1 protein-coding gene is annotated in these 398 nt (G+C 29.1%); it reads right to left on the bottom strand.

Annotated elements, in window-relative coordinates:
- Positions 1-100: 100 nt before the first annotated feature.
- The coding region (locus JHD69_RS20595; RefSeq protein ID WP_233166147.1) for a hypothetical protein at positions 101-398 on the bottom strand (298 nt) is incomplete at its 5' end.

A 398-nucleotide genomic window follows, 5' to 3' on the forward strand; every position in this document is an offset into this window, starting at 1 on the left:
CCAGTAATGGGGATTTACTAAAAACCTATTATAAATACGCGTTAGACATGTATGATATTAACAATCCAAATTATCTCTTAAGTGTCTTTCAAAGTAGAAATTATACTTCTAGCTTACTTGAAAAGGTAAATACTAAACTAAAATTCGGCACAAACACTGAAAATGTAATTGGCGCAGAACTATACGAATATAACTTAAGGCCTGTCCTTAATACGGCATTTGGAAAATCTTCAAAACTCTCAAATGCATATTTGGGGCTTGTTTCATTTGTTCCTTGTGCAATAATATTGGCTTGTAAACCTTTTGAATTATATCCAATAAAATTCATTGTTGAATTATTACTCATTTTATAAGCAAGAATGTTTTTAAATTGATCATATGCGTTTATATTCATGATT

The organism is Pedobacter sp. ASV12, assembly GCF_016429155.1.
Lineage (GTDB): Bacteria > Bacteroidota > Bacteroidia > Sphingobacteriales > Sphingobacteriaceae > Pedobacter.